The organism is Pauljensenia hongkongensis (assembly GCF_001746855.1).
In the GTDB taxonomy this organism is placed as follows: domain Bacteria; phylum Actinomycetota; class Actinomycetes; order Actinomycetales; family Actinomycetaceae; genus Pauljensenia; species Pauljensenia hongkongensis.
In genome coordinates, this window is sequence record NZ_CP017298.1 from 315,543 (window position 1) to 322,705 (window position 7,163).

The 7,163-nt window shown below is 73.4% G+C and carries 7 protein-coding genes; 2 read left to right on the plus strand and 5 right to left on the minus strand.

Going from position 1 to position 7,163, the window contains the following annotated elements; translation table 11 throughout:
- Positions 1–74: 74 nt before the first annotated feature.
- From BH719_RS01400 to BH719_RS01410, 3 genes are read right to left on the minus strand one after another with little or no spacing between them, the layout of a single operon-like run.
- On the minus strand, positions 75–434 hold the full coding sequence (locus tag BH719_RS01400; protein WP_009400092.1) for an OB-fold nucleic acid binding domain-containing protein: 360 nt from the start codon (positions 432–434) through the stop codon (positions 75–77).
- Between the two features lie 19 nt (positions 435–453).
- Positions 454–1,095 (minus strand): DUF3710 domain-containing protein, encoded by a 642-nt coding sequence (locus tag BH719_RS01405; RefSeq protein ID WP_034255132.1) that lies wholly within the window; start codon positions 1,093–1,095, stop codon positions 454–456.
- An 8-nt stretch (positions 1,096–1,103) separates the two neighbouring features.
- Complete coding sequence (locus BH719_RS01410; RefSeq protein ID WP_005867830.1) at positions 1,104–1,406, minus strand: DUF4193 domain-containing protein; 303 nt, start codon at positions 1,404–1,406, stop codon at positions 1,104–1,106.
- 162 nt (positions 1,407–1,568) lie between these two features.
- Between BH719_RS01410 and sepH the strand changes: the two genes are divergently transcribed.
- The gene (gene sepH / locus BH719_RS01415; protein ID WP_009400096.1) at positions 1,569–2,897 is read left to right on the plus strand and encodes a septation protein SepH; all 1,329 of its coding nucleotides are present in this window, start codon (positions 1,569–1,571) and stop codon (positions 2,895–2,897) included.
- A gap of 16 nt (positions 2,898–2,913) precedes the next feature.
- Here the strand turns inward: sepH and BH719_RS01420 are convergent, their stop codons facing one another.
- Positions 2,914–4,056 (minus strand): alkaline phosphatase family protein, encoded by a 1,143-nt coding sequence (locus tag BH719_RS01420; protein ID WP_009400097.1) that lies wholly within the window; start codon positions 4,054–4,056, stop codon positions 2,914–2,916.
- The gene (locus tag BH719_RS01425) at positions 4,049–4,585 is read right to left on the minus strand and encodes a DUF5998 family protein (RefSeq protein ID WP_034219072.1); all 537 of its coding nucleotides are present in this window, start codon (positions 4,583–4,585) and stop codon (positions 4,049–4,051) included. The genes BH719_RS01420 and BH719_RS01425 overlap by 8 nt, the downstream gene beginning before the upstream one ends.
- A 70-nt stretch (positions 4,586–4,655) precedes the next feature.
- Between BH719_RS01425 and BH719_RS01430 the strand changes: the two genes are divergently transcribed.
- A complete protein-coding gene (locus BH719_RS01430) occupies positions 4,656–7,121 on the plus strand; it encodes a DNA gyrase/topoisomerase IV subunit A (RefSeq protein WP_009400100.1) in 2,466 nt (821 codons plus the stop codon).
- Positions 7,122–7,163 lie beyond the last annotated feature (42 nt).

Here is a 7,163-nt window from a genome sequence, read left to right on the forward strand (position 1 = left end):
AGTCGCGGGCCCCGGCTCGGCCGCTGACCCGGGCGCCGACGCGCGCGCCGGTTCTGGCGCGGGGCGCTCCCCCATCATGCCTCCATCGAGATGACGCGGTACAGGGGGTTGATGATGACGGCGGCGCCGCCCTGCTTGCCCACGGTGCCCTCGGCCTCGATGTGCGCGCCCACGTGCAGGCCCGGTATCTCGGAGCGGCCGGGCCACCTGAGCTCGATGGAGGCGGTGCCGTCGTAGAGCCGGGCCGCCAGGACCTGGGGGCCCGAGGCCGGCGGGTACGTCATGGACAGCACGGTGCCGAACAGGCGCGCCCGCTCGCGGTCGGCAACGCCCGCGATGGGCTCGACGCCCCTGGCCCGGCGCGAGCGGGCCTCGTCGTCGGCCTCGTCGATCTGGCGCTGGTCGGTGTCGAGCAGTGCGCGCAACCACTGCACGGGTCCCCGCCGGTTCCGCTCAGGCACGTTTGACCCCGGCCGCTCCGCCGGGCACGTGCAGGGGCAGCAGCTCCAGGCGCGTGCGCGGGTGCTTGTCGCGGCGCACGACGATCCGGTCGATGACCTTCTCGATGTGAGCGCCCGCCTCGGGCGACGCCGCCGCGGGGCCGAGCACGTCGATGCGCGCGAACCAGCGGTCCCCCTCGCGGCCGATGATCCGCATCCGGGAGGTCCCCGAGCGGCCGTCGGGCATCCGCATGGGCATGTCGACCAGCAGCTCGTCGCCGTAGCGCGACTCGACGTCCGTTACGGAGGCCCCCTGGGAGGCGAAGCCGGAGCGTATCTCCTCGCGGACCTCGTCCCACACGCCCCCCGAGCGGGGCGCCGCGGCGACGCTCATCTGGACTCCGGAGTTCCCCAGCACCACCAGGATCTGCAGGACCGTGGAGCCGTCGTCGGCGAGCTGGGTGCGCAGCTGCATCCCGGGGACCGCGGGGAAGAGGATGGAGCCCATGTCGACGTACCCGTCGGAGGTGTCCACCTCCCCCGCGTTGCGCGGTCCGGGCTGCTCCCAGATCGGGTCGTCGTCCTCCAGGGTGGGCAGGGCGGGGGCCTGGGGGGCCTCCTGCTGGTCGGCGTGGCGCTTCTTCCGTTCGAACATGGCGCCCCTCAGCCCGCGCACTCGGTGCACACCGGCTGCCCGGCGGCGTCCGTGTACGCCAACTGCGAGGAGTGGTGCACCAGGAAGCACTGGGAGCAGGTGAACTCGTCGTCCTGGCGGGGGACGACGTGGACGGTGAGCTCCTCCTTGGACAGGTCCGCGCCCGGGAGCTCGAAGTTCTCGGCGGCCTCGGTCTCGTCCTCCTCGATCTCCGCGCTTCCGGCGTCGTTGCGCCGGGACTTGAGTTCCTCGATCGAATCCTCGGAGACGTCGTCTTCGTTCTTGCGAGGCGCGTCGTAGTCGGTTGCCATTGCGTTCCCCTTCCCCCACCGGGCTCCCATGCCGATGGTGCGATCGCAGGGAGGATAGCACTTCGGTGAGGACTGCGCCATTGAATCACAGACACGCGTCACAACGCGGGCAATTTGCTTCCGTATTTGAGACGATTCGACTATCACATCCAGGAGGTATCAATGATCGAGCTCGAGCTGCTTGGAACGAGCGGCGACGGCGGGTCCCTGGTGTTCACCGACGCGGACGGCCAGCGCTACAGCGTCTTGATCACCGACGAGCTGCGGGGCGCCACCCGGCGCGACCGCCCGAGGATGGAGGTGGCCGCCGCCCGCCCGTCGCTGGCCCCCCGCGAGATCCAGGCGCTCCTGCGCTCGGGGGCGACGGCGCAGGAGATCGCTTCCCGCCACGGCATGCAGGTGGCGACGGTAGCCCGTTTCGAGGCGCCCGTGCAGGCGGAGAAGGAGTACGCGCTCTCCCGGGCGCTCAGCGTCCGCATCGGCGACGAGGCGGGGGGCCCGGCGATGGGCGACCTGGTCGTGGACCGGTTGGCGGCGCGGGGCGTCGATCCCGATTCACTGCGGTGGAGCGCCCAGCGCGAGGCCCACGAGCCCTGGCAGATCATCCTCACGTTCGTGCAGGGCGCGGCCGAGCACGGCGCGCACTGGCGGCTGCTCCCCTCGGGGGAGGTCGAGGCCGTGGACCAGGAGGCGCAGTGGCTCACGGAGACCGTCGCGCCCGCTCCTGCGGCGACGTCGATCTTCGCCTCGATGACCCGGGCTTCCGCGGTCGACGCCAACGAGGAGGAGATCCGCAAGCGCGAGGCCCTGGTCGACCAGCTCAACGCCGCCCGGGGCAAGCGCCAGCACATCGAGATCGACTTCGACGACGACGAGGTCGATGAGGAAGCGGAGTACCTGGCGGCCATCAGCGAGGAGGAATACCGCGAGCCCCGGGAGCCCCCGGCGATCACCGGGCCCATCTCCGCGCAGATCTACTCCCTGGCGCAAGCGCGCACGAGGAGCGCGCCGCCCGCGCCCCCCACCCCGGTGCTGGAGGGGACGGGGATCCCCTCGGCCGTTCCGCAGGCCAGCGGCGAGATCCCGGTGATCGGGCACCGCGAGGCACGCACGAAGGGCTCCGACGGCGGGGAGGGCGCAGAACCGGGGAAGACCACGCCGGACGCGGGCGAGGTGCCCTCCGCGTCCGGTCAGGGTGTTGTGCCGTCGGGCAGCGGCTCCTCAAGGGCATCGGTCGCCCGCAGGCCCCCCTCCGCCCCCAGGGGCGGGGAGCCGGGGGCCCCGTCGGCGCGCGCTGGCGCGCCGCCCCTGCCGGACGCGGAGGCGAAGCCGGACGAGGACGCGACCAAGAAGACGCGCTCGGTCGCGGGCGGCCGCGAGTCAGCGGCCCCCGAGTCGGCGCGCCCCACGGCCACTGGCGCGAAGCGGACGCGCAGGGGCCGGCGGCCCATGCCCAGCTGGGACGAGATCCTCTTCGGGACCCGCACCTGAGCCCGCCCGGGCGGCCCTAGGCGAGGCGGACCAGGGGGATGCGCATCTCCTCGGAGCTGAGGGAGCCGTGGACGCCGGGCATCGCGATCATCGCCGCGCTCTGCACGCGGGAGTCGACGACGCCGCCGCGCCCCCGCGCCAGCACCAGCAGGTCCCCGACCGCGTCCGCGCCCGGGCCCTGGCCGATGAGGGCGCCCATCTGGGCCCTGTTGAGGATCCACGCCCCCTCCCCCAGTTCCGCGCGCCACCGCTCCTCGACGCCGCGGGCCCGCCCGGGCTCGGCGTGGACGTGGACCGCCCGGGTCTCGCCGGCGATGAGCCGCACGTCCTGGGCGAGGGCCGGCGAGTCGGCCAGGTCCCGCAGCGAAGGGGGGTCGATGTTCACCATGCCGTGGTCGGCGGTGAGCAGCGCGCGCACGCCGCCCGGCAGTCGGCGCAGCAGGCCCGCCAGTCCGGCGTCGAACGCCTCCAGCGCGCCCGTCCACTCGTGGGAGCCGACACCGCGGGAGTGGCCCCAGTGGTCGATGTCCGCCCAGTAGAGGTAGACGACGGGCGTCCCCGCGCGCAATTCGCGCAGCGCCGCCTCGCACCGCTGCTCCAGGGCGTTGGCGGCCACGTGCCTCGCCCCGCGCAGCGCCGCCCGGGTCAGCCCCGAGCCCGCGAAGGAGGCGGGCGAGACGACGGCGCTGTCCACTCCGGCCCCGGCGAGGCGCTGGAAGTGGGTGGGCACGCTCTGCCACTGCTCGGCGGGCGGACCGCCCTCGAAGGCGAGGAGGTTCATGGTGCCCCCGCCGTGGGCCACGCAGAAGCCCACCATGCGGGTGGCGCCGGGCTGGGCGCCCGTTCCGAACGCTGTGATGGCCGCCGCCGTGGTCGACGGCACGACCGTGTGCAGGGAGCGGATCGAGGAGCGGAACGCCCGCAGCGTGGGGGCGTGCCCGAAATGGTCCTCCAGGAGCACCGTCCCCAGCCCGTCGGCCAGGACGAGCAGCAGCTGGCGGGCTCCCGCGTCGATGCCGAGCGCCGCGCGGGCCGCCTCGTCGGCCCCGGGCAGCCCGGGGTCGAGGCTGGCCAGGCCCGCCCCGACGATGTCGGTGATCCGGGGGCCGCCGGGCGCGGGCAGGTCGGCGCCGTCGAGGGGCGGGAGGGCCTCAGCCACCGCGGACCCCCATGAGCGCGGCCAGGGCCTCGACGAACTCCTCCGCCTCGGCCAGCACGTCCTCGCCGTCGGCGGCCGCCGACACCCGGATCGACAGGTCGTCGGGGAAGGACTGCGCCGTGTAGCCGTGGTCGGCCGCGCAATCGGGGTCGTCGCAGTGCGCGGGCTCCAGCTCGATGCGCCTGGCGCCCCGCAGGTCGACCGCGACGGTGATCTCCGACAGGCCCCGCGCCCTCTGCGGGTCGTCCAGGATCTCCATCGTCGAGTACCCGGCGATGTCGGCGCTGCGGTGGATGGAGGTCGCCACGGAGGCGCCCCCGTCCTCCAGCTCGTCGACGTGGAGCTGGACGACGCAGTCGCGGGTCAGCGTCGCGACTGTGAGGTGGCGGAACACGGAGCCCCGGTCGAAGGCGGCGTCCACCTGGCACAGGGACGCCACCGGCGCCTCTCCGCCCAGCGCCCGCCGCAGGGCCCGTTTCACCACTTGCGGGTAGAAGCCCGTGCGGTCGATTCTCTTCCACGTGTCCACGCCCCTCATTGTGCCCGGTCGCGGCGTGGTAGTCGACACGGGCGGGCGCCCGGCGGCGATAATGGACCCTATGGCGAAAAAGGACCAGGTCGTGGACGTCCCCGAGGCGGACGAGAACATCTCGGAGATCGACGTCTCGGCGGAGATGAGGGGCTCGTTCCTGGAGTACGCGGTCTCGGTCATCTACGCGCGCGCCCTGCCCGACGCGCGCGACGGCCTCAAGCCCGTGCAGCGCCGGATCCTCTACCAGATGGACCAGATGGGGCTGCGCCCGGACCGCGGGCACGTGAAGTCCCAGCGCGTGGTCGGCGAGGTCATGGGCAAGCTGCACCCGCACGGGGACTCGGCGATCTACGAGGCGCTGGTGCGCCTCGCCCAGCCCTTCAACCTGCGCCTGCCCCTGGTCGACGGGCACGGCAACTTCGGGTCCCTCGACGACGGCCCCGCCGCGGCCCGGTACACGGAGGCGCGCATGGCGCCCGCCGCGGTGGACCTGGTGACGGGCCTGGGCGAGGACACGGTGGACTTCGTGCCCAACTACGACAACCAGTTCACGCAGCCGGAGGTCCTGCCCGCCGCGTTCCCCCAGCTGCTCGTCAACGGCGCCTCGGGCATCGCCGTGGGCATGGCGACCAATATCGCGCCCCACAACCTGGCCGAGACGATCGCAGGAGCGGTCCACCTGCTCGACCACCCCGACGCCACGGTCGCCGACCTGATGCGCTTCGTGCCCGGGCCGGACCTGCCCGAGGGCGGGGTCATCGTGGGCCTGGAGGGCGTGAAGGAGGCCTACGAGACCGGGCGCGGGGCCTTCAAGACGCGGGCGAAGGTGTCGGTCGAGCGCGTCACCGCCCGCAAGATGGGCCTCATCGTCACGCAACTGCCCTACATGGTGGGCCCTGAGAAGGTCATCGAGAAGATCAAGGAGAACGTGGGCGCCGGGCGCCTCAAGGGGATCTCGTCGGTGCAGAACCTCACGGACCGCATCCACGGGCTGCGCCTGGTCATCGAGGTGAAGAACGGCTTCAACCCCGAGGCGGTCCTCCAGCAGCTGTACCAGCGCACCCCGCTGGAGGACTCCTTCTCGATCAACGCGGTCGCCCTGGTGGGAGGGCAGCCGCAGGTGATGGGCCTCAAGCAGATCCTGCGGGTCTTCGTCGACCACCGCCTCGACGTGACGACGCGCCGCAGCCGGTTCCGGCTGGGCAAGTGCGAGGAGCGCCTCCACCTGGTGGAGGGCCTGCTCATCGCGATCCTCGACATCGACGACGTGATCGCCATCATCCGCTCCTCGGACGACGCCGACGTGGCGCGCGAGCGCCTGATGACGGCCTTCGACTTGTCGCAGGCGCAGGCGGATTACATCCTGGAACTGCGCCTGCGCAGGCTCACGAAGTTCTCGCGCATCGAGCTGGAGGCCGAGCGCGACGAGCTGGCCGCCAGGATCGCCGAGCTGCGCGAGGTCCTGGAATCGCCCGAGCTGCTGCGCGCGCTGGTCAAGCGCGAGCTCGCCGAGGTGTCCGAGCGCCTCGGCACGCCCAGGCGCACCGTCCTGCTCGCCTCCTCCGGCGCCCCGGTGGTCGGCGGGGCCGGGGCGTCGTCGCTGGCCGCCCTGCCCTCCGTGCCGCGCTCGGGCAAGGGCCTGGAGCTGCAGATCCCCGACGACCCGTGCCAGGTGGTGCTCTCGGCCACGGGCGCCCTGGCCAGGGTCGAGGGCGTCGATCCCCTGGAGCCGGGTCCCCGCGCCGCCTTCGACGGGTGGCGGGCGCAGTTGCCGTCCTCCGTGCGCTCGCAGGTGGCAGTCGTGACCGAGGACGGCGTCGCCCACCGCATCGACGTGGTGGACCTGCCTGCCCTGCCGCGCTTCGACACGGGGATGTCCCTGGCGGGGGCGGTGCCCGCCTCGGAGCTGCTCCACTCGGATTCGCGGCCCGTCGGCCTGCTGGACCCCGACGGCAGTGCGGTGTCCGCGATGGGAACGGCGCGCGGGACGGTGAAGCGGTTGCGCCCCGACGTCCTCCAGCGCGACGAGTGGGAGGTGATCGCCCTGGATCCCGGTGACCGCCTGATCGGCTTCGCGCCCTGCCCCGACGAGGCGGACGTGGTCTTCATCTCCGGCGACGCCCAGTTGCTGCGCACCCCGGCGGAGAGGATCCGGCCGCAGGGGCGCACTGCGGGGGGCGTGGCGGGGATGCGCCTGTCCCCGGGGGTGGAGGCCATCGGCTTCTGGGTGGTGGACGCCCCCGCCGAGTCGGTCGTGGTCACCGTCGCCGCCGCGGAGGGCGCCCTGCCGGGCACGGGCCAGACGACCGTGAAGGTTACCCCCTTCGACGCGTACCCGTCGAAGGGCAGGGGCGGGCAGGGCGTGCGGGCCCAACGGTTCCTGCGCGGCGAGGACCGCCTCGACGTCGCATGGGTGGGGGCGGGGCCGCGCGCCTCGACATCCGACGGCGCCCCCGTCGACCTTCCCGCGCCCGACGGGCGCCGCGACGGCTCGGGCTCCCCGATCACGCTGCCCATCGCCACCATCGGCTGAGGGAGCCAGGTGGGCGCCCTCCCACCCCGCGGTCCGGCCGGC